The following is a 19,812-nucleotide window of genomic DNA, read 5'->3' as shown; positions in this document are numbered from 1 at the left end:
TCGGGGATCGGTCCCCGGCTACGGGCTGACTAGCACCAGATCGAGTACGTCGATGCCGACCGGAGTGCGCCCGGTCGCGATCCGGCCCACCGACCACGGACCGGGGAAGTGGTGCAACAGCGCGTTGACCGCGATCGCGAGCTCAAGCCGGGCCAGGTGCGTGCCGAGGCAGAAGTGCACACCATGGCCGAAGGAAAGGTGCTCGTTGGGCGTTCGGCCGGGCCGGAACTCCGCTGCCTCGGCGAACACCCGAGGGTCCCGGTTGGCCGAGAGCACCATGGCGATCACCCGCTGGCCGGTCTCGATCGCGTGCCCGGCGAGTTCGGCCGGGGCGGTGGTGAAACGGTCGGTGCCACCCACCGGGGGCAGGAAGCGCAGCACCTCCTCGACGGCATCCGGTACCAGTCCAGGGTCGGCACGCAGCCGGGCCAGTGCGTCCGGATGAGCCGCCAGGCACAGCACCGTGTTGACCAGCAGGGTCTTGGTCGTCTCGTGGCCGTTGATGAGCAGCAGCGTGCAGAAGTCGATCAACTCCTCGTCGGACAGTCGGCTGCCGTCCGGTTCGGCGGCCAGCAGAGTGTCGATCACGTCGCCCTGGGGGCGGACACGATGCTGGGCGAACACCTCCCGGAAGTACTCGACCAGTTCGGCGTGTGCGGTGCGGAACGCGGCCTGACGCACCGGGTCCTCGGCGAACGACCCGGCGAAGGAGGTGATCGCCTCGGTCCAGCGCATGAAGTCCGATTGCCGGTCCGCTTCGACTCCGAGCAGCGCGGCGATGGTGCGCACCGGCAACGGGTAGCCGAGCCGGCCGATCACGTCCAGGTCACCGTCCGCATCGGCCAGTTGCCTCCGCACGGTGTCCGTGATCGAGGGGAGTAACGCCTGGATCGCGCGGGGCGTGAAGGCCCGGCTGACCAGTCGGCGCAGCAGGTGGTGCCGGGGCGGATCCATCGCCGACAGGCTGCTGAGAACCGGGTTGTCCCGGTGCGGTATGGGTCGCGCGCTGTAGCGCAGCTCGTCGGAGGAGAACGTCGAGTAGTCGGTGAGCACCTGGTTCACCTCGGAGTAGCCGTGCACCACCCAGGCGCCGAGCGGTTCGACGAAGCGCACCCCGTCCCCGGCGAGACCGACCCGGGCGGTCTCCCGGTGCCAGTCGAAGATTTCTTTGACGACATCATCAGTCATGCGTCGAGTGTGTTAGCCCTGGCAGGCCGGGGCTTGGAGAAAACGGTCATCCGCCAGCAACGTGGTCGGCGGCACCCCCACCGCGTGCCGGAATTCGGCGAGCAGGTGAGACTGGTCGTAGCAGCCGCTGCGCACGGCGATGGCGCTCCAGTCCGGGCGCTCGCCCTTGGCCACCGCGGCGTGCGCGTCGGCGAGTGCTCGGTGCAGCCGCACCACGCGTGCGTAGGACTTGGGCCGCAGGCCGACCGCCGCCCCGAAACGCCGCCGGAGTTGCCGTTCGGACAACCCGGCCTGAGCGGCATGCCGGTCGACCGGCGCGCCCGGCGCCGCGTGCATGGCCGCCAGCACGATGCGTACCCGCTCGTCGACCCGGCATCGCCCGGCCCGTGCCCGCACCAGTGCCAGCGCCCCTGCCAGCCGCTGGGTCACCGACCCGTCCAGTTGCCCGGCCGCGATGGGCGCCCCGGCCAGCGGCACCTCGTCGGCAGCGACCCCGAACAGCCCGGCCACCGTCCCCGGTCGCAGCCGCACCCCGACCAGGGACCCGTCTTTGGGCAGCGCCCCCTGCCGAGCGCGCGTCTCCGCCCCGGCCAGCCAGCACGCCCCATCGGGCATGACCAGCAGGTCGACGGCCGGCTGCGGCAGCCCTCTCGGCACCACGTCACCGTCAAGCACCCAGATCCCGGCCACCAGATGGGCCAGGTCGGCGGGCACGGGCAAAGCGGTCACCCGTGCAGTCAACCCGGAGACCTCCGCGCCCGCCAGCGATTAACTGGACGGAGAGATCGCGATCCGCGCCCGCCTCAGCCCGAGCAGGGGTTGGGCGGTGTCCGTCGGGTCATCGGGCATCCTGCCTTCGGGGTGGTGGCCGGGCCGGGGTCCCAGGCGGTCGTGTGACGAACCACCCGGGGACCCATGGTGGTCATCGCACTCAACGCGACATCAGCGAGAGCGCGTACACGCCGATGGCCGCGAAGTCGTCCGCCGGTTCCGACGCCTGCCAGGACCGGACGTCGTCCACGAACCGGCTGCCCCGCCCGGTGAACGGCGCGTAGCGGTCCACGCCGTCCGACGGGCAGGGCACCATCCCTTCCAGGTGGCCGCCCAGCCCGTCGTGGAACAGTGACGCGTCGTTCGGCCCGTTCACCACGGCCCCAGTGGCGGGCTTACGGGTGATGTCGGAGATCTGGTAGTGCGGGCACCTGATCGCGTTCTCGCCCGCCCCGGCCACGAACGACACGCCCCAGGCGTTGGCGCCGAACACCCAGCCGCGCTGCCGCGTCCCGAAAGCGTCGTAGGCCCGGTCCCCGCTCACCGACGCGTACAGCCGCGACGTCGCCGCCAGCCCGAACGCGTGCGGCACCGCGTCGAACTCGGCGTACGCGGCCCCCGCCCGGAACGGATCCTTCGCCGCCCGCGCGGAACCGATCTCCAGCTGGGCCCGCAGATCGCCCACCAGCTGCTGCTCGGAGACCGCCAGCCCGTCGGAGATCTTCCGCTGACCTCCCGAGCCGACCAGCGCCGGCTGCCCGTCCGGACCCATCACCTGGTCGGCCTGCACCGGGCTGGACGCGTCCGCCTGCCGGATCGCCTTGACCAGGTCGGTGTGGGCGAGGGCGCTCACGTCGTACAGGTTGAGGGTGTCGTCCCCGGCCTCGTGCTCCAGGTACTGGCCGGCCCAGCGCGCCGCCTGCTCCAGCCAGCCCACGGCCCGGTCGTCGCCGAGCCGCAGCGCCGCCAGCGCCAGCTCGGCGCCGCCCAGCTCCATGTCGTCGCGCCAGGCACTCTCCGGGTAGAAGGCGTGCGGCAGCGAGGTGACGAGCTGCCCCACCTTCTCCGTCTTGGCCATCGCGTAGACCGCCGCCGCCTTGCCCAGCAGCGCCGTCGCCCGCTCCCGGGAGGGTTCCAGCTGCGCGGCCAGCGCGAAGGCCGCCGCGGTACGGCCGGCCAGGTTCGGGCTGATCGGCTTGCCGGGGGCGGCCGCGCGGAAGACCGGCCGGTGGCGCAGGTAGCGGTGCTTGGAGGAGTCGTCGGACTCGGGCAGCCGCCAGACGTCGTGGTCGCCGACGTAGGTGGCTTCCTTGTCGCCCGCGCCGATGCCGACCTGGATGTAGAGGGTCTTGGAAGCGCCGTCCCACATTTTGTCCAGATATTTCAGGCCGTGGCTGGCTTCGCGATTGAGACGCTGATCGGGTCCGCCGTCCCGAACCGAGGCCCAGAGCAGTGTGTCGACATAAGCCAGGATGTGGGTGAACTTGAGATAGTCGCCCGCGTCGAACCAGCCACCCTCGACGTTCACCGGCCCGCCGATTTTCCGCAGCCCGCCCTTGATCTCGTCGGTGTCCGGCCCGGTGAACACGGGCCAGTCGTAGACCGAGGCGGCTTTGTCGTTGGCGTGCCTGCGGCCGCCGTCGCGCTGCCCCTCGAAGAAGGTGAGGATCTTCGAGGTGGGCGAGGCCGGGGCGATCCGGAAGGCGGGGGAGGTGATCGTGCCCGACTTGATCCGGTAGCGGCCCGGGTCCTTCAGCGAGGTGAGGTCCAGGCCGTACACGTGCCCGTACGTGCCGTTCCACGAGCCCAGGTCGCGGCCCGCCGTACCCTTGAGCACCTCGCGCCCGTCGTCGCGGACGACGCTGAAGCGCGCGCCCGCCGATCGCGCGCGGGTCATCAGGAAGGCGTGCTTGGACTCCGCGGGCGCGAAGCCCACCTGATCGACCCGGATGTGACCGGGTGGCGGCGGTGCGGCGGCGGCCGGGACGCTCCCCATGGTCAGAACGGTCAAGGCGACAGCTAAGGCGTACCTCATCATGGGGCGCTCCATGGAATTATGAGAACAGCGTTCGGCACGGTATTCGCGTGTGACAGGGGAGGTCAATAGTGGCGCGAGGGTTAATACACGTACATTGACGAAATGACCGTCAATTACCCGGAACGCCGGGCGCGGGTCGCGGAAATGCTGCCCGCGCGCGAGGTCGACGCGATCCTCGTCACCTCGGGCGTCAACGTGCGCTACCTCACCGGGCTGGAGAGCTCGAACGCCGCGGTGCTCGTCAAGGCCGACGGCTCCGCGCTGCTGGTGACCGACAACCGCTACATCGAGAAGACGCGCGGGCTGGACGTGGCGGCCGTCGAGGCGTCCGACGTGGCGGCCCGGCTGGCCGCGCCCGGCATCGGGATCGAGGCGGCCAGCATGAGCGTGGCGACGTTCAACCGGCTGAGCAGCCTGCTGGAGAGCGGGCCCGTGCCGCTGGAGCCGCTCGTGGAGGTGCTGCGGGCGGTCAAGGACGACGACGAGCTCGAACTCCTCCGTACGGCCTGCGCGATCAGCGACCAGGCACTCGCCGACGTGATGGGCAACATCGGCCCCGGCGTCACCGAGCGCGACGTCGCCCGGCTCCTTGAAGCCCGCATGATCGAGCTGGGCGCCGACGGACCGGCCTTCGCCACCATCGTCGCGGCGGGCGAGAACGGCGCCATCCCGCACCACGCGCCCACCGGCAGGGAGCTGCGCACGGGCGACCTGGTCACCGTGGACTTCGGCGCCTGCTACCAGGGCTACCACGCCGACATGACGCGTACGGTCGCCCTGGGCGGCCCGGCCGCCTGGCAGCGGGAGATCTACGACCTGGTCGCCGAGGCGCAGCGCGCGGGCAGCCAGGCGCTGGCGCCGGGCGCGACGGCCAAGGAGGTGGACGCGGCCGCCCGCTCGGTCATCGAGGCGGCGGGTCACGGCGGCCACTTCAGGCACGGCCTCGGCCACGGCGTCGGGCTGGAGATCCACGAGGACCCGTTCCTGGGCCCGTTGAGGACCGGTAGACTTGAGGATCGAGTTCCTGTCACCGTCGAGCCGGGGATCTATCTCCCGGACCGGGGCGGTGTTCGCATCGAGGACACCCTTGTGACACGCACGGGCGGGCCGGAACTCCTCACGAAGACGACCAAGGAGCTGCTCGTCCTTTGAGCGGCCACACGCGGGAGAATACGAGTGGCGACGACCAACGACCTCAAGAACGGCATGGTGTTGAAGCTCGACGGCGGTGAGCTGTGGGCCGTTGTGGAGTTCCAGCACGTCAAGCCGGGCAAGGGCGGCGCGTTCGTCCGCACCAAACTCAAGAACGTGCTCTCGGGCAAGGTCGTCGACAAGACCTTCAACGCCGGCGTGAAGGTCGACGTGGCCAACGTCGACAAGCGCGAGATGCAATATTCCTACAAGGACGGCGACGACTTCGTCTTCATGGACACCGAGACCTACGACATGGTCAACGTGCCCTCCGGCACGGTCGGCACCGCCGCTAACTACATGCTCGAGAACACCCTGGCCACGATCGCCTTCAACGAGGGCTCCGCGCTCTACATCGATCTGCCCGCGGCGGTCGAGCTGATCATCTCCAACACCGAGCCGGGCCTGCAGGGCGACCGCTCCACCGGCGGCACCAAGCCCGCCACCCTGGAGACCGGCGCCGAGGTCAAGGTCCCGCTCTTCATCACCACCGGCGAGAAGATCAAGGTCGACACCCGCAGCGGCGAATACCTCGGCCGGGCCTGAGGTGTCGGCGCGAGGCAAAGCACGCAGGCGTGCGCTCGACATCCTCTTCGAGTCCGAGCTGCGCGGCGAGGATCCACTGCGGATCCTCGCCGAGCGGGTCGAACGGCAGGAGCCCCCGGTCAACGAATACACCTCGACCATCGTCGAGGGCGTGGCCCGTCACCAGGCCCGCATCGACGAGCTGATCACCACCTACTCCGAGGGCTGGACCCTCGACCGCATGCCCGCCGTCGATCGCAACCTGCTGCGGGGCGGCACCTATGAGCTCCTGTGGATGCCCGGCGTCCCCGAGGGCGTGGTCATCAGCGAGTGGGTGCACCTGGCGGGCGAGCTGTCGACGGATGAGTCGCCCCAGTTCGTGAACGGGCTGCTGGCCCGCTTCAAGCAGCTGAAGCCAAGTATCACCCTTTAGGCAGCCTCTTCGGATGCATCGGGTTCTACCCCCGGCGGATACCGGCCCCACCGAGTAGAAGAAGTTCCTACTTCTGATCCGAAGTCCGTCCATGTTCGCGAGGTACGTTCCACATACGCGGCCTGCACGGCTTGCGCTAGGCGAGGGACGTGTATGCCGCACGGTCAACCGTTCGACGCCCGCCGGGCGCATGGTTGACCGTGCGGCTCGGCCAGGAGCCCACCCGCCCCGGTCCCGTCCCGAGCCAGGAAGACAGCGCCGGCCATGGGCGCCGACGCCCCACAAAAGGCCCCGCCGGCCCATCCCAGCCGGCGGGGCACCAGCGTCCTACCAGGTCCAGTCGGAGTGCGCCTCGGCCCGCCACGTCTTGGGGAAATACTGCTGGATGGCGAAGGCCATGCCGATGCCCCGGGCGATGAACTGGTCGCGCTCCAGCTTCCTGGTGATCGGCTGGCCGGGCGCGCCCTGGTTGTCCCACCAGGACTCCCACTGCTTGACGCAGGTCTTCCGCCCGTACTTGGCGTTGGAGCAGGGCGCGGGCGGCGACCAGATCTGCGTGTGGCCGAAGTCGACGACCTTGCCCGAGGACTCCTCGGTGATGGTGCCCCAGGCCTTGAGGCAGTACGCCTGGCCGGGGATGTCCCACTTCACGTAGTGCTGCCGGCCGCTGGTGGCCAGGGTGCGCAGATCGTCGCACTTGGCGTCGCCGATCTGCTCCTTGGTGACCCGCACGCGGTAGTAGGTGCCGTTGTCGCGCCAGCCGTCGAGCATGACCCAGTCACCGTCGTGAACGAACTTCTCCGCGTAGCTCGGCGGCCACTTGGCGGGATCGCCCCAGCTGATCTCCGACGTGGTGTCCGAGAGCGGCTTCCAGGCCCACTGCCCGGCGGCCCTGCCGTCGGCCCAGAACTGGCCGGCGCTGCGCGACATCATCCGCGAGTACGCGCCGTAGACCTCACCCGCCGTCTCCGCCTGGGCCGGTACGAACGGCAGGAGCCCCAGGGCCACCACTGCCAGCGCAATATACCGAAAAATCCTCATATGTCCCTCTGTGCATAGATCGTCGGCGGCAAGTCCATCGCACCGGGCGGCACCGGCGAGGGCGCTTCGATGATTCTGGAAGCGAGCCTGGAAGCGAGGAGGCGGAGCGGGCGATCTCCCACACCGCGTAGGCTGGGGCGGGAGCTTTATGGGACAGGGCTTCAGCGGCATGGGTCGGGCGACATAGGTTCGTGGAGCAGAGGGAGGCGAGCCGAGGTTGCGTTCTGAAGGGCGTACCGCGGGCGTGACGAGGACTCCGGCGGTGCGGACCGCCGTCGTCTGGGCGGCGCTGCGGGCGGTGCTGGCCGAGCGGGCGGCCGCCACGGGGCGCGACGGTCTCGACATCGTCGACGCCGGCGGCGGGACCGGCGGGTTCGCGGTGCCGCTGGCCGAGCTGGGCCACACGGTCACCGTGGTCGACCCGAGCCCCGACTCGCTGGCCGCGCTGGAGCGCCGGGCCAAGGAGAAGGGCGTGAGCGTGCGCGCCCTGCAGGGCGACGCCGCCGACCTGGGCGACCTGCTCGACCACGACAGTGCCGATCTGGTCATCTGCCACAGCGTGCTCGAATACGTCGAAGACCCGATCAGCGCCCTCACGGCCGTCGCCGGGGTGCTGCGCGCGGGCGGCGCGGTCAGCGTGCTGGCCGCCAATCCGGTCTCCAGCGCCATCCACCGGGCGCTCGCGGGCCAGTTCGACGAGGCCAGGGCCGTGCTGAGCGACCCGAGGGGCAGCTGGGGCGACCGCGACCCCACCCCGCGCCGCTACACCGCGGAGACGCTCGCCCAGCTGCTGGCCGCGACCGGGTTCACGGTCGGAGAGGTGCACGGCGTGCGGGTGTTCGCCGACCTGGTGCCCAGCAGGCTGGTCGACGGCGAGCCGGGCGCCGCCGAGGCCCTCGTGGCGCTCGAACAGGCCGCCGCCGTCCATCCCGTGCTGCGTGACATCGCCACGCAGCTCCACGTCCTGGGCCATCGCGGCTGACCTGCCCCTACCATGGAACACGTGTTCGGATAGAATGGTGGCGTGTCTCGCAAGCAGATCACGGGCATCGGCCCCGCTCCTCAGACCGGGGCCGATGACGGCGGCTGCCCGATCCTGCACGTCGACATGGACGCCTTCTTCGCCAGCGTCGAGCTGCTCGACCGCCCGGAGCTGCGAGGGCGCCCGGTGATCGTCGGCTCGCCGGCCGGGCGCGGCGTGGTGCTCAGCGCCACCTACGAGGCCAGGGCCTACGGCGTGCACTCGGCGATGCCGATGAGCAGGGCGCGCCGGATGTGTCCCCAGGCCACCATCATCCCGCCCAGCCACGGCAAATACTCCGAGGTCTCCAAGGGGGTCATGGAGATCTTCCACGCGATCACCCCGATGGTCGAGCCGATCGCCTCCGACGAGGCGTTCCTCGACGTCGGCGGCGCCCGGCGCCGGCTGGGCCCGCCCGCCGCGATCGCCGCGATGATCAGGGCCCAGGTGCTGGAGCGCTACGGCATCACGTGTTCGGTGGGGGTGGCGAGCAGCAAGTTCGTGGCCAAGCTCGCCTCGAAGCAGTGCAAGCCAGACGGCCTCCTGGTGGTGCCTGAGGGCGAGGTGGTGGATTTCCTCCACCCGCTGCCCGTCTCGGCCCTGTGGGGCGTTGGTGAGCGCACGGAGCAGTCCCTGACGCGCCTCGGCATCCGCACGGTCGGCGATCTGGCCAAGGTCCCCGTCAACACCCTGCGGCGCGAGCTGGGCCAGGCCGTGGGGGGCCATCTGGCCGCGCTGGCATGGGGGCGCGACGAGCGCCCGGTGACCGCGCACGTGCCCGACAAGAGCATCGGCAACGAGGAGACCTTCGCGGCCGACGTCGACGATCCCGAAGTGATCAAACGCGAACTGCTGCGCCTGTCCGAGCGAGTGGCCGCCCGGATGCGTAAGGCCGGTCACGTGGGCAGGACAGTGAGCGTGAAGCTCCGCCGAGCCGACTTCTCCACGATCAACCGGTCCAAGACCCTCAGAGAGCCGACCGACGTGGCCCAGGAGATCTACACGACCGCCTGCGAGCTCTTCGAGGCCGCCGGGCTCGAGCGGGTGCGGCTGCGCCTGGTCGGGGTGAGGATGGAAAACCTGCGCCCCGCCGATTCATCCTCCCGCCAGCTCGGTCTGGGCGAGCGGGAGACCGGCTGGCGGGAGGCCGAACAGGCGATGGATCGAGCAATCCGGAGATTTGGTCCCGATGCGGTGCTCCCGGCGTCGCTTGTACGCGGCAGACTTGATGAAATGGAGGCATGACGTCGATGTCACGATTTCTGAGGAGGGGCGCTGGATGACCCACAATGGAGTCATGACGTCACCTCCGGTTTGGTCTGCGTTGGGCGTTCGCTTTCGCCTACGTCTCCGGCCTCGTATTCTGGGGATAACCGACCGCGAGGTTCGGACACCCCGTGTCGTCCGTTGCCGTCTTCCCCGTCCTGGGGCCGTCCTTGGGAGGCGCCGTGCCGCTCTCTGACCACGAGCAGCGCTTGCTCGACCAGATCGAGCAGGCCCTCTACGCCGAGGACCCGAAGTGGGCCAACACCGTAAGGATCAGTGACCCGCGCAGCCATTACAAACGTCGCCTCATCAAGGCCTCCATCGGCTTTGCGCTCGGCGTCGTCCTGCTGATGGTCGGCGTAGTGATCAATATGATCCCCCTCGGCGTCGGCGGTTTCGTGGTCATGCTCGCCGCGTGTCTGTGGGGTCTGTCCAGCTGGAAACGCATGAACGGGTTCGGCGACGCCGCGCCCGCCTCTGGTGCCTCCGTCTCGGGCAAGCCGGCCCGCCGGGGCAACCGAGGCAGCTTCATGGAGCGCATGGAGGAGCGCTGGCGCCGTCGTCACGACGAGCGCTGAGCGCCGGACGACCTCCAGACGACCGTGCGGCCGCCCCCGGAAGGGGACGACCGCACGGTCGATTCGGACGTTCACGAGCCCTTGTGGGCCGCCGTCCGCCGCCACCTGATGTTCTCCAGCCGGTCGAAGCCGTCGAGCACACCCTCGCCCATCTGACGCAGCCGCCGTAGCGTCGACGGAGGCAGCAGCAGGGCCCGCACCCGCCTCCAGCGCGACACCGTGGCCGCCAGCGCCTGCCGTACCTTGTGAAGGTCCTTCCTCATCGGCGCGATCTCTCCGGCGTCCCGCGCGAACAACGCCCGCTCGACCGCCGAGGCGATCGCCGCGATGGACGCGGCCGGCTCGGCCCCGAACTCATAGCGCTCGGTCAGCCGCCGCGCCAGCGCCCGGGGCGTCTCGCTGGGCTCGCGGGCCATTCCGTAGTCGAACAGCACGTCGTCCAGCTCCGCCCAGGCGGCCGCCACGGCCGGGTGGCTGCCCGCCGCGACCCTGGCCGTCATCTCGTCAGACGGCTCGGACACCTTCCAGCCCAGCGCGCGGACCCGCCTGCTCCTGGTGATCAGCCGTATCCCGGCCGGGATCAGCAGGATGAGCAGGAGCACGCCCGCGCCGATGCCGATCTTGCCGATCAGCGGCATCGAGTCGTCCACCGGCAGCCCGCTGTCGGCGATGGTGGCCTCGCGGTCGAGCGCGCGGGGGTTGTTCCGGTTCTGCGGGCCGAGCGGCGAGTCGTCGGACGTGCTGGTCGCCCCGGGCGTCGGCGTGGAGTTGTCGCTCGTGGAACGGGGGAGCGGCTGCGTGTAGGCGGGCACCCGGGCGCTGCCCTGGCCGAGCGAGCCCGTCGGAGTGGGCTCGAACGGCAGCCAGCCCACGCCGTCGAAGTACAGCTCCGGCCACGAGTGGGAGTCGTTGGTGCCGACCGTCCACCTGTCGCCGTCCTTCGTGCCGCCCGTGTAGCCGATCGCCACCCTGGCGGGGATGCCCACCAGCCTGGCCAGCACCGCCATCGACGCGGCGAACTGCTCGCAGTAACCGGCCCTGCTGCGCAGCAGGAAGTCCTTCAGCGCGGAGTTGCCGGAGCCCTGCGTCTTGAGGCTGTAGGTGAAGTCACCGGTCTTGGTGAAGAACTCCTGGATCTTCACCGCGGCCTCGTAGCTGCTCCGGGCGTTCGCCGTCACCTTGGCCGCCAGGTCCCTGATCTCCGGGGGCAGGTTGTCGGGCAGCTTGAGGTAACGCGGGTCGCTCGCCGAGGCCCTGGCCTGCGGCAGCGCTTCGAGCAGGTCGCCGGTCACCGCTGGCTCGGTGGTCAAGACCTCGTAGCCGAGTCCGGCGGCCTCGTCCCTGGTGGAGAAGACCATCAGGGTGGTGGTGTCCGCGCGCCAGTCGCCGTCGATGTTGATCTGCCGCGGCGGGTACGGCAGGGGCAGGAACGACAGCCGCTCGATCTCGTCACTGAGCTGGATCTTGGTCGTCACGTTCGAGACCTTGGTCGCCGGTGACAGGCCGGGCGGAGTGGGCAGCGGGCCGTTCTCCGTCCTGTTGTCCGGTGAGCCTTTCGGCTCCGTCATGCCGAACTGCTCGCCGTCGAAGGTGTCGAGCGAGTAGATCCGCAGGTAGCGGGGCTTGTCATCGGTGTTGGTGTACGACAGGACGACGCGCCGCTCCGGCAGCTCCAGCTGGCCCTTCAGACCGGCGATGGGATTCGGGATGCTGATCGAATTGCCCCTGCCCGACCCGTTGCCGCCCACCCCGAAGGTGAAGAACGACACCGGCTCCATCGCCGGCAGCGCCGCGGGCACCAGGACCGCCAGCGCGATCGCGGCGAACCCGATGCGCTTGCCCGACAGGCGCAGCCCCCGGGTGTCGGCCGTCTCGCGCTCGGCGCCCGGCACCGGTGAGGTGGCGGCGCGGGTCCGCCTGACCAGCACCGCGCGTCCCCAGTGGCCGACGCGTTCGCGGCCGTCGGCGATCAGCAGACCGGTGAAGCCGAGAGCGGCGATGATGAACGCGGGCCAGCTGATCGGATCCGGCAGGATCGTGGCTGGCACCGTGGCCAGCGCCAGCATCGGCAGCCCCGCCAGCGCCGCCCGCCGCAACCGCGCGGCGAACAGGTCCACCATGAGCGCGATGAGCCCCACGCCGCCGGTCGTCAGCAGCGCTATGCCCTCGGTGGCGGGCACCGGCGCGGCGAAGCGCTGGATGTCGGCCCAGCCGGTGCCCAGCAGCTTGGCCAGTTCCAGCACCGACCCCTTGGTCGGCACCACCCAGGCCCACGCCTTGTCGGAGGCGAAGGCCATGGTCAGATAGATCCACAGCGCGGCCACGCTCACCAGCGCCGCCGCCCACGCGGGCAGCGACAGCCGCCCGCTCACCAGGCCACCGCACATCACCGCGAGCACCGCCCCCAGCGACGCCCAGAACCAGGAGCCGCCCTGGAAGAGCGGATAGAGCAGGACGGCCGCGCAGAACGTGGCCACCGCCGAGGCGATCGACAGCCTCATGCCGCACCTCCTGCCGAGTTGAGCGCGTACCTGCCGCGGTTGGCGGCGTCCTGCCAGACCGAGGCGATCGGCACGCCGGCGGGCAGCCGCACGATGCGCCACCCGTAACCGGCGAGGACCGCCTGCACCGCCTGGTAGTTCTCCGTGGAGCCCGGCTCGCCGCCGTCCCACGTGCCCACGTCGAGGAGTACGGCCACGCCGGTGATGCCGCTGTGCCTGAGCCTGGCCAGCTCCCTGGCCTCCTCCGGGTCCAGCGAGCCGAGCACGGCCACGATCAGCCCGTCGCCGCCGCCCTGACGCAGCGCGGACACGCCCAGCTCCAGCGAGCGGGCGGGGCTGTTCCGTACCACCGCGAGGGTGTCGAGCAGCGACCAGCTCAACCCGGTGTCGGTCAGGTGCTCGGCGCCCTGGTCGGTCACCAGTCTCAGGCCGAGGCCCTCATGGGCGAGATGCACGCCGATGGAGGCCGCGGCCGAGACCGCCACCTCGAAGGAGGAACGCGGGCCCTCGCCGCGGTGGGCGTAGCGGCGCGTGTCGAGCAGCAGCGCGCCGCGGCTCTGCCACTGCTGCTCCTCGCGCCGCACCATCAGCTCGCCGTGGCGGGCGGTGGAGCGCCAGTGCACCCGCCGCAGGTCGTCGCCCTGCCGGTACTCGCGCGGCGCCACGTCGTCGTCGCCGGCCGCCGCCACACTCCTGGTACGGCTGTCGCCGCCCCCGGTCCACTCACCCGACAGCCGTACGTGGGGCAGCGCCACCACCTGCGGCGTCACCACCAGCGTGTCGCTGATGGTGAACCCCCGGGTGAGCTCCACCAGCCCGAACGGGTCGGTGATGCGCACGGACAGCGGGCCGATCGTGTAGCGGCCGCGCAGGTCGGAGCGGACCCGGTAGTCGATCTCCCGGATCCCGCGCGACTCCACCCGGTCCAGCACGAACCGGGGCCGCACGCCCAGCGCGTACGGCACGGTGTCCTCGATGAGCAGCAGCCCGGTGGGCAGCCGGGTGACGTTCTCCAGGCGCAGCGTCACGGTCGCCTCACCGCCCACCTCCGCCCTGGCCGGGTCCAGGCGCCGCGCGCAGCTCAGCCGGTAGCGGGTGCGCGCCACCACCATCGCGGCCAGCAGCGGCAGCGCCGTCACCAGGACCCCGATCCTGAACAGGTCGTTCTCGCCCAGGAGGAAGGCCATCAACATGGCGGCCACCCCGGAGGCCAGGAACGAGCGTCCCCGGGAAGTCAGCGCCCGCAGCCCGTCTCTCACGACGCTCGCGTCTCCGGCACGGGCACGCGCCTGACCAGCTCGGTCACCACCTGCTCGGGCAGGCGGCGCTGTCCCTGGGCCTCGACGCTGGGCAGCAGCCGGTGCGCGAGCACCGGCACGGCCAGCTCCTGCAGGTCGTCGGGGATGACGTAGTCGCGCCCGGACAGCGCCGCGTTGGCCCTGGCCGCCCTGACCAGCTGCAATGTCGAGCGCGGCGAGGCGCCCAGCCGCAGGTCGGGGGAGTGGCGGGTGGCGACGGCGAGGTCGATGGCGTACTTCTTGACCGGCTGCGAGACGTACACGCCGCGGACCGCCTCGATCAGCGCGCGCACCTCGGCGGTCGTGGCGACCGGCTGCAGCTTGTCCAGTGGCGGGGTGCCGCCGTGCACGTCGAGCATCTCCAGCTCGGCCGAGGGCTCCGGGTAGCCCATCGCGACGCGGGCGGTGAAACGGTCGCGCTGCGCCTCCGGGAGGGGATAGGTGCCCTCCATCTCGATCGGGTTCTGCGTGGCGATCACCATGAAGGGCGCGTCGAGCGGGTAGGTCACTCCGTCGACCGTGACCTGGCGCTCCTCCATGCACTCCAGCAGCGCCGACTGCGTCTTGGGCGAAGCCCGGTTGATCTCGTCGCCCACCACGATGTTGGCGAACACCGGCCCCGGCTTGAACTCGAACTCCCGGGTCTGCTGGTTGTAGGCGCTCACACCGGTGATGTCGCTGGGCAGCAGGTCCGGCGTGAACTGGATGCGCCGGACCGGACAGTCGATGGACCTGGCCAGTGCCTTGGCCAGCATGGTCTTGCCGACTCCGGGCACGTCCTCGATCAGCAGGTGGCCTTCGGCCAGCAGGACAGTCAGGGTGAGGCGGACGGCGTCCCCTTTGCCCTCGATCACCGACTCGATCGCCTGCCGAATCCGGTGCGCGGTGGAGACCAGCTCGTCGAGCCGGCTAGGGACGTCATGGGTTACTGCCACCAGGCCTCCATGAGAAGTGCTACGGCAGTCCCGCGTGCCAGGGCGTGATTGCGGGAGCCATGCCATTCCTTTTCCATTGTGTGTACGACCCTACGACGCTGGGGGTTCTTGGGCGACTTTTACCGATATTCCAGAGAACCTGCCCCCAGTTGTGGTTCTTGTGCCATACGGGTGCGAATCCCGTGACAGTGGCCCTCGCGATGCGCTCCACTTTCCACCACGCGGCGCTTCGTGAAGCGCTTGATCCGCTAATTCCATGGTCATTCCAACCCTCGACACGCCCATGAGGGTTGGGTCGCGCCCCACCGCCCCCCACCCGACGGCATGGCTCTGACCTGCACTAACGCGCGGCGATCTAGTGGCGAAGCGGCTGGGAATCAGTTGACGGTGGGGAGAAGTGGAGTATGGTGGTGCGCAGTGGAGGGCCCGGTGCGCCAGCGCTGAGCGCTTCGCTAGGCACGGGAGGTGGGGCCGATGTTCCTCGGCACCCATCAGCCGCGTCTGGACGACAAGGGACGGCTGTTCCTGCCGGCTAAGTACCGTGAGGAGCTGGCGGAGGGTCTTGTGATCACCAAAGGCCAGGAGCGATGCCTCTACGTCTTTCCCGTAGAGGAGTTCCAGCGCATTACCGAGGCTCTCAGCACCGCCCCGGTCACCGCCAAGGCGGTGCGCGACTACAGCCGCGTCTTCTTCGCCAGCGCGTCCGACGAGACGCCTGACAAGCAGGGGCGCATCACGATCCCGCAGAGCCTGCGCCAATACGCGGGCCTCGTGCGTGACTGCGCGGTCATCGGGGCCAACACCCGGTTGGAGATCTGGGACGCCCAAGCCTGGGACACCTATCTCGACGCGCAGGAGCAGGCGTTCGCCGATCTGTCGGAGGAGGTGCTGCCAGGGATTCTGTAGAGCCACGGTCGATCCGTCGGAGATGTCGTTCGGCGAGGTCTCCACCCGCAACCACTGCCGGCCAGCTGATGCACCTTCCCCGGTGTCAGATGGCAGGCGTCCACGAAGAGGGTGCGGATGGGGACCTGGCCGGACGGCGCCGGGTGGGGGCCAGGTGGGCCGATGATCGTCCGGACGCGTCATCCGCGAGCAAGGACGCGAGAGGGGGGTTGGAGATGTACGACAACGCAGGCACGGGCGGTCACGTTCCGGTCATGCTCGACCGCGTTCTGGAGCTCTTGGCTCCGGCCCTGACCGGCCAGGAGCCCGTCGTCGTCGACGCCAACCTCGGCCTCGGTGGCCACTCGGAGGCCCTGCTCGCCGCTCATCCGTCTCTGCACCTGATCGGCATCGACCGCGACCCGTTCGCGATCGAGTTCTCCACGCGCAGGCTCGCCCCCTACGCCGACCGGACCACGCTGGTCCACGCCTCGTCCGACGAACTGGCCGACGTGCTCGCCCGCGCGGGCCACGCCACCGTCGACGGGGTGCTGTTCGACCTGGGGGTGTCCTCGCCGCAACTGGACGAGGCCGAACGCGGATTCGCCTATTCCTATGACGCTCCGCTCGACATGCGGATGGATACGGATCAAGAGCTCACAGCGGAGAAGGTGGTCAATACCTACTCGGCCGCGGAGCTAACCCGCATCCTCCGCGATTACGGAGAGGAACGGTTCGCACCGCGTGTCGCGCGCCTAATTCTCCAGGAAAGGGCCAAGGACCCCATAACGTCGACTAAGCGGTTGGCGGAGATCGTTCGTCAGGCGATTCCAGCCGCCACTCGGCGCACAGGGGGCAACCCCGCCAAGAGAACTTTCCAGGCGCTGCGCATCGAGGTCAACGCGGAGCTCGCCGCCCTGGAGGTGGCGCTGCCCGCGGCGCTCGACGCGCTGGTGCTCGGTGGGCGAGTCGTCGTGCTCTCCTACCACTCCCTGGAGGACCGGCTCACCAAGCAGGTCCTCGCGGCGCGAACCAAGGACACCGGCCCCCCTGGGTTGCCCGTCCCGCTGCCGGCTCATCAGCCGCGGTTCCGCCTGGTGACGAGGGGAGCCGAGCTCCCAAGTGAAGAAGAGTTGGCCCGCAACCCGCGGGCGACCTCGGCCCGGCTACGGGCGGCAGAGAGGATCCGTGTTGACCACCAGGACTGAGCAGGAGAGCAGGCGGGGCGCGGCCGTCCGCGGCGTCCCGCAGAAGACGGCGCCCAAGACCGGCCCGCGCAGGCCCGGCGTGCCTCACCAGTCCAAGCCCATCCCGCGTTCGCGCCCCGACGGTCCCGAGACGACCGGTCCCGGCGGGACATCGGCGGGCCAGGACCGGGCGCGCCCGGCGCTCAAGCGACGCCCGTCGCGGGGGCGCCAGCGGGCCCCGTTCGTGCTGCTCGTCGTCGGGCTGATGTGCGGCGGCCTGATGAGCCTGCTGCTGCTCAACGTCGTTCTCGCGCAGGACTCCAACACCGCGGCCAACCTGCGCAAAGAGATCGAGGTGGCACGGCAGGCCAACGAGGACGCCAAGCTCGTCAACGAGACGAACATGGGTCCCGGCCCGGTCGCCGACCAGGCCGAGATGCAGGGTCAGCACCGTGACTGGGACAAGCCCAACGTGCTGACCGAGGCGGGCGCCGACACCAGCCAGGTGGACCAGGGACGGTGAGAGACACAGGCGGCAGGGGGCAGGGTCCCGGCCGCGGCGGCGCCGGTTCTCAGGGAGGGCCCGGCGCCTCTCGCCGTACCCCCGGCGGGCCGGGGCGGCAGGGGCGGCAAGCGGGGTCGGCTCGCTCGGAGGGGGCGGGCCGGCCCGATGATCCACCCAAGGAGCCGAGAAAGCGGCCGGACCCGCTCGACCTCCCGTTCGGTCCGTTCGTCAGGGACGAAGGCCGCGACGACGGAGACGACCGCGGGGCCCGACGCCCGCAGGACCCGGCTGACGGGCCCCGCGGCCGCTCTCGCGAGGACGACCGCGAGGGCCCGCGTGCCCGGCCTCGGCAGGGTGGCGACGGGCCGAAGGGCCGTTCCCGGCAGGACGGGGACGACGCCGCCAAGGAGCGTGCCCGCCAGCGTTCCGTACGCCCGCGCCCGGAGGCCGAACGCCCCAGGGATCGCATCCCCCCGGCCAGGGACGAGCGCTCCCGGGCCCGCCAGGACGACGGGCCGCTCCGCCGTACCCGCGAAGAGGTCCCCCGTGAGGTGCGCCGGGCCCGCGACGAGGCTCCCGGCGACGGCGGCAGGCTTCGCCGTACCCGCGACGACGAGCACACGCGCGTGCAGCCCCCCGCGCGGCGCGGCGGCGAGGGGCCGCCCCGCAGGCCCCCGGCGCCCCCGCGCCCGCCCAAGCCGTCGCCCGTGCTGCGCCTGGGCAACCCGCGCAGGCGCATCAACATCGGCCTGATCGGCATGACGTTCATCCTGTCGATCTTCGGCGGCCGGCTCGTCCAGATGCAGGGCCTCGACTCCAAGGTCTACGAGGCGCGGGCCGTGGGCCAGCGCACGCAGACCGAGGAGATCCCGGCCAAGCGCGGGTCCATCACCGACGTCAACGGTCACGCGCTGGCCGTCACCGTCGAGGCCCGCGAGATCGCCATCGACCCCAGCAAGATCAAGGATGAGGTGCGGCCGAAGATCACCGCCGTGCTCGCCGCGCAGCTCGGCCGGCCCCAGGAGGAGATAGCCGCCAAGCTCGCCAAGACGAACACCCAATACCAGCTCCTGGCCAGGGACGCCGATCCGCTCGTAGCCAGCCGCCTGCTCAAGGCGGAAGTGCCCGCGATGACCACGAAGAAGACCTACCGCCGCGTCTACCCGGGCGGTGACCTGGCGGGCAGCCTGATCGGGTTCGTCGGCGACGAGCAGAGCGGGCTGGGCGGCATGGAACAGGCGCGCGACACCCTGCTGAAGGGGCGCGACGGCCAGCAGCGCGTCGAGACCGGTCGCGACGGCCAGCGCATCCCCATGACCAGCAGCCAGCGTACGGTCCCGGTCGACGGCCGCGACGTGCGGCTGACCATCGACCGCGACATCCAGTGGGCCGCCCAGCAGGCGGTGGCCAAGCAGGTGAGCGACTCCGGCGCGAGCAGCGGCACGGTCATCGTCATGGACGTGCGCAACGGGCAGATCATCGCCATGGCCAACGCCCCCGAGCTCGACCTGAACAACTGGCGCAAGGGCCCTGCGGCCCTCTACGTCAACCGGGCCGCCTCCGAGGTCTTCGAGCCGGGCAGCACCAACAAGGTGATCACCGCCGCCGCCACCCTGGAGGCCGGCGTGGTGTCGCCCGACACGGTCTTCCAGGTCAAGGACAACATCAGGTGCGCGGACCGGGTGCTGCACGACGCGCACCCGCACAAGCCGGAGCCGATGACCTACCGCCAGGCCGTGGCCGAGTCCAGCAACGTGGCCACCATCATGGCCGCGCGCAAGGTCGGCAGCCAGCGCCTCTACGAGATGCTGAAGAGCTTCGGCTTCGGCGCGCGGCCGGGCGGCGGCGTGCCCAACGCGGAGGCCGGCCTGCTGCCCAACTACAAGAACTGGTCGGGCAGCCAGAGCTGCACGATCGCCTACGGGCAGGGCGTGTCCGTGACCGCGCTGCAGATGGCCAGCGTCTACCAGACCATCGCCAACGGCGGCGTCAAGATCGAGCCGCAGATCGTCGCGGGCACGACGGACGAGTCGGGCAGGTTCGTACCGTCCGCTCCTGGTAAGGAGACCAGGGTGGTCAGCGACAAGACCGCCAAGGAGATCACCACCATGCTGGAGACCGCGGTGAGCGCCGAGGGCACCGGCGAGCTGGCCGCCATCCCGGGATACCGGGTGGCGGGCAAGACCGGCACCGCCAACCGCTACGACGCGCAGCTCGGCCGCTATGACGGCTACACGGCGTCGTTCGCCGGATTCGCCCCCGCCGACGCGCCGCGGCTGGTCGTGCTGTCCGTGCTGCAGAATCCCACGAAGGACCACTTCGGGGGCCAGGTCGCGGCCCCTGTTTTCAAGGACGTGATGACGTTCGCCATCAAGAGCAAGAAGATTCCGCCGACCGGCTCGGCCGCACCCACGGTGCGGACGCGCGCGGGACAGTGACCAGGGAAGGT

General features: G+C 70.5%; 17 protein-coding genes. 10 read left to right on the top strand and 7 right to left on the bottom strand.

What is annotated here, in order from left to right; all coding sequences use genetic code 11:
- Window positions 1–18: 18 nt before the first annotated feature.
- The 3 genes from ACIBO2_RS07255 to ACIBO2_RS07245 all read right to left on the bottom strand — a co-directional run bounded on the left by ACIBO2_RS07255 (window position 19) and on the right by ACIBO2_RS07245 (window position 3,997).
- Window positions 19–1,188: a cytochrome P450 gene (locus ACIBO2_RS07255; RefSeq protein WP_397295835.1), complete on the bottom strand. Its 1,170-nt coding sequence runs from the start codon at window positions 1,186–1,188 to the stop codon at window positions 19–21.
- A gap of 12 nt (window positions 1,189–1,200) precedes the next feature.
- Window positions 1,201–1,917: a helix-turn-helix domain-containing protein gene (locus ACIBO2_RS07250; protein ID WP_358538253.1), complete on the bottom strand. Its 717-nt coding sequence runs from the start codon at window positions 1,915–1,917 to the stop codon at window positions 1,201–1,203.
- Between the two features lie 202 nt (window positions 1,918–2,119).
- Entirely contained in the window at window positions 2,120–3,997 is a 1,878-nt protein-coding gene (locus tag ACIBO2_RS07245; protein ID WP_397295832.1) for a glycoside hydrolase family 9 protein, read from the bottom strand.
- Between the two features lie 102 nt (window positions 3,998–4,099).
- Between ACIBO2_RS07245 and ACIBO2_RS07240 the strand changes: the two genes are divergently transcribed.
- The 3 genes from ACIBO2_RS07240 to nusB are packed head-to-tail and all read left to right on the top strand — an operon-like array spanning window position 4,100 to window position 6,146.
- Window positions 4,100–5,149, top strand: a complete 1,050-nt coding sequence (locus ACIBO2_RS07240; RefSeq protein ID WP_358538247.1) for a Xaa-Pro peptidase family protein — start codon at window positions 4,100–4,102, stop codon at window positions 5,147–5,149.
- A 24-nt stretch (window positions 5,150–5,173) separates the two neighbouring features.
- Window positions 5,174–5,734, top strand: a complete 561-nt coding sequence (efp, locus tag ACIBO2_RS07235; RefSeq protein ID WP_357639628.1) for an elongation factor P — start codon at window positions 5,174–5,176, stop codon at window positions 5,732–5,734.
- Between the two features lies 1 nt (window position 5,735).
- A complete protein-coding gene (gene nusB, locus ACIBO2_RS07230) occupies window positions 5,736–6,146 on the top strand; it encodes a transcription antitermination factor NusB (protein ID WP_225291799.1) in 411 nt (136 codons plus the stop codon).
- Between the two features lie 327 nt (window positions 6,147–6,473).
- Here the strand turns inward: nusB and ACIBO2_RS07225 are convergent, their stop codons facing one another.
- Entirely contained in the window at window positions 6,474–7,154 is a 681-nt protein-coding gene (locus ACIBO2_RS07225) for a hypothetical protein (RefSeq protein ID WP_358538244.1), read from the bottom strand.
- Window positions 7,155–7,449: 295 nt separating this feature from the next.
- On the opposite strand from ACIBO2_RS07225, the gene ACIBO2_RS07220 reads away from it, so the two are divergent.
- The 3 genes from ACIBO2_RS07220 to ACIBO2_RS07210 all read left to right on the top strand — a co-directional run bounded on the left by ACIBO2_RS07220 (window position 7,450) and on the right by ACIBO2_RS07210 (window position 10,052).
- Entirely contained in the window at window positions 7,450–8,169 is a 720-nt protein-coding gene (locus ACIBO2_RS07220; RefSeq protein WP_358538242.1) for a methyltransferase domain-containing protein, read from the top strand.
- A gap of 42 nt (window positions 8,170–8,211) precedes the next feature.
- Window positions 8,212–9,453 (top strand): DNA polymerase IV, encoded by a 1,242-nt coding sequence (gene dinB / locus ACIBO2_RS07215; RefSeq protein ID WP_358538239.1) that lies wholly within the window; start codon window positions 8,212–8,214, stop codon window positions 9,451–9,453.
- Window positions 9,454–9,656: 203 nt separating this feature from the next.
- Window positions 9,657–10,052, top strand: a complete 396-nt coding sequence (locus ACIBO2_RS07210; RefSeq protein ID WP_358538237.1) for a DUF3040 domain-containing protein — start codon at window positions 9,657–9,659, stop codon at window positions 10,050–10,052.
- Window positions 10,053–10,123: 71 nt separating this feature from the next.
- Here the strand turns inward: ACIBO2_RS07210 and ACIBO2_RS07205 are convergent, their stop codons facing one another.
- From ACIBO2_RS07205 to ACIBO2_RS07195, 3 genes are read right to left on the bottom strand one after another with little or no spacing between them, the layout of a single operon-like run.
- The gene (locus tag ACIBO2_RS07205; protein WP_397295827.1) at window positions 10,124–12,553 is read right to left on the bottom strand and encodes a transglutaminaseTgpA domain-containing protein; all 2,430 of its coding nucleotides are present in this window, start codon (window positions 12,551–12,553) and stop codon (window positions 10,124–10,126) included.
- Window positions 12,550–13,812: a DUF58 domain-containing protein gene (locus ACIBO2_RS07200; RefSeq protein WP_357945380.1), complete on the bottom strand. Its 1,263-nt coding sequence runs from the start codon at window positions 13,810–13,812 to the stop codon at window positions 12,550–12,552. The genes ACIBO2_RS07205 and ACIBO2_RS07200 overlap by 4 nt, the downstream gene beginning before the upstream one ends.
- On the bottom strand, window positions 13,809–14,852 hold the full coding sequence (locus ACIBO2_RS07195; RefSeq protein WP_393472151.1) for an AAA family ATPase: 1,044 nt from the start codon (window positions 14,850–14,852) through the stop codon (window positions 13,809–13,811). The genes ACIBO2_RS07200 and ACIBO2_RS07195 overlap by 4 nt, the downstream gene beginning before the upstream one ends.
- Before the next feature lie 408 nt (window positions 14,853–15,260).
- Here ACIBO2_RS07195 and mraZ point away from each other — a divergent pair, with 408 nt between their 5' ends.
- The 4 genes from mraZ (at window position 15,261) to ACIBO2_RS07175 (ending at window position 19,801) form a co-directional block, all read left to right on the top strand.
- Window positions 15,261–15,692: a division/cell wall cluster transcriptional repressor MraZ gene (gene mraZ / locus ACIBO2_RS07190; RefSeq protein WP_214637671.1), complete on the top strand. Its 432-nt coding sequence runs from the start codon at window positions 15,261–15,263 to the stop codon at window positions 15,690–15,692.
- Window positions 15,693–15,907: 215 nt separating this feature from the next.
- On the top strand, window positions 15,908–16,879 hold the full coding sequence (gene rsmH / locus ACIBO2_RS07185) for a 16S rRNA (cytosine(1402)-N(4))-methyltransferase RsmH (RefSeq protein WP_358538233.1): 972 nt from the start codon (window positions 15,908–15,910) through the stop codon (window positions 16,877–16,879).
- Window positions 16,863–17,381 (top strand): hypothetical protein, encoded by a 519-nt coding sequence (locus ACIBO2_RS07180; protein ID WP_358538231.1) that lies wholly within the window; start codon window positions 16,863–16,865, stop codon window positions 17,379–17,381. Before rsmH ends, ACIBO2_RS07180 begins: the two co-directional genes overlap by 17 nt.
- Window positions 17,378–19,801 carry a penicillin-binding transpeptidase domain-containing protein gene (locus ACIBO2_RS07175; RefSeq protein WP_397295824.1) on the top strand — a complete coding sequence of 808 codons (2,424 nt, stop codon included), beginning with the start codon at window positions 17,378–17,380 and terminating at the stop codon, window positions 19,799–19,801. The genes ACIBO2_RS07180 and ACIBO2_RS07175 overlap by 4 nt, the downstream gene beginning before the upstream one ends.
- Window positions 19,802–19,812 lie beyond the last annotated feature (11 nt).

Source organism: Nonomuraea sp. NPDC050022 (assembly GCF_044460705.1).
GTDB lineage: Bacteria > Actinomycetota > Actinomycetes > Streptosporangiales > Streptosporangiaceae > Nonomuraea.
Note: the sequence above shows the minus strand (reverse complement) of the source record. Positions and strands in the feature narration are given on the sequence as shown.